Below are 1,452 nucleotides of genomic sequence, written 5' to 3'. Positions count from 1 at the left end.
GCCGACCTGGTCCACGGTGAAGTCCCGTCCCGCCACCGCCGCCACGTCCAGCGCGGCGCGCTGGTCGTGGTCGAGCGCCTCGATCCGGGCCGCGATCAGCGCGTGCAGGGTCGGCGGCAAGGTGCCCGCGGCGGCCGGGCCCGGCGCCTCGTTGACCATCGCCAGCAGCTGCTCCAGGTACAGCGGATTGCCCTCGGCCCGCTCCAGCAGCGCGTCCCGGGCGCCGGTGGCGTGGGCGGCGACCTCGGTGAGATGGCCGGCCAGCCGCCGTACCTCGTCCGGTTCGAGCGGCGGCACCACCAGCGAGCCGGAGTTGAGCACCCCGCCGCCCCAGCCCGGCCGCCGGTCCAGCAGCTCCGGCCGGGCGGTGCACAGCACCACCACCGGCGCGTCGCGTATCTCCGTGACCAGGTGGTCCACCACGTCGCACAGCACGCTCGACGCCCAGTGGCAGTCGTCCAGCACCAGCACCAGCGGCTGGCGCCGGGCGGCCCACTCCAGCAGCCAGGTGACGGCCCAGCAGGTGTCCTCCACCGACGGGTCGGGTGCGCCGTCCAGCAGCAGGCCGCCGCGCAGCACCGCCAGCGCCTCGGCCCGGTCGGTGTCGGCCTCGTCCGGCTCCGCCCCGGCGGCGTCCGCGAACGGCCGTACCGCGTCGGCCAGCGCCAGCAGCGAACCGCCCTCCCCGTAGGGCCGGCAGCGGCCGGTGCCCACCTGCATGCCCCCGGCGGCGGCCTGCGCCAGCCACTGCCGGGCCAGCCGGGTCTTGCCGATGCCCGCCTCGCCGAACAGCGTTAGCAGCTGGCACTGCCGGCCGCGCACCGCCCGCCGGGCGATCAGCCGCATCTCGCGCAGCTCGCCAGCCCGGCCCACCATCGGCGAGTCGAAACGGCGCAGCACCGCCGGGTCGTCGCCGCGCAGATCCAGCAGCCGCCGCCCGGTGACCGCCGCCGCCTTGCCCTTCAGCCGCAGCGGGCCGACCTCCTCGGCCACCACCAGCCGCTCCACCGCCCGGTAGGTGTCCGGGCCGATCAGGATCTCGCCGGGCCCGGCGTTCTGCTCCAGCCGGGCCGCCACGTTCACCACCTCGCCCGAGACCAGCACCTGCCGGGCGAACGGGTCGCCGGTGGCCACCACTTCGCCGGTATTGATGCCGATCCGCACCGTGAGCCGGACCTCGTGGTCGCGCTCCAGCTCCTCGTTCAGGCCGTCCAGCGCGGTCAGCATCTCCAGCGCCGCCCGCACCGCCCGCTGGGCGTCGTCCTCGTGCAGCACCGGCACCCCGAAGACCGCCATCACCGCGTCGCCGATGAACTTCTCCACCGTCCCGCCGTGCCGCTCCAACCGCTCCCGCATCACCGCGAAATACCGCAGCGTCACCGCCCGCAGCGCCTCCGCGTCCAGCCGGCCGGACAGCTCGGTCGAACCGCTCAGATCGCAGAACACCACGGT

General features: G+C 75.5%; 1 protein-coding gene. It reads right to left on the bottom strand.

The window, feature by feature from the left end; all coding sequences use genetic code 11:
* On the bottom strand, positions 1-1,452 hold a 1,452-nt coding region (locus GA0115240_RS38325; protein WP_237555005.1), incomplete at both ends, for an adenylate/guanylate cyclase domain-containing protein.

This window comes from Streptomyces sp. DvalAA-14, from assembly GCF_900091855.1.
Classification (GTDB): domain Bacteria; phylum Actinomycetota; class Actinomycetes; order Streptomycetales; family Streptomycetaceae; genus Actinacidiphila.
This window is presented reverse-complemented; position numbering and strand designations above follow the sequence as displayed.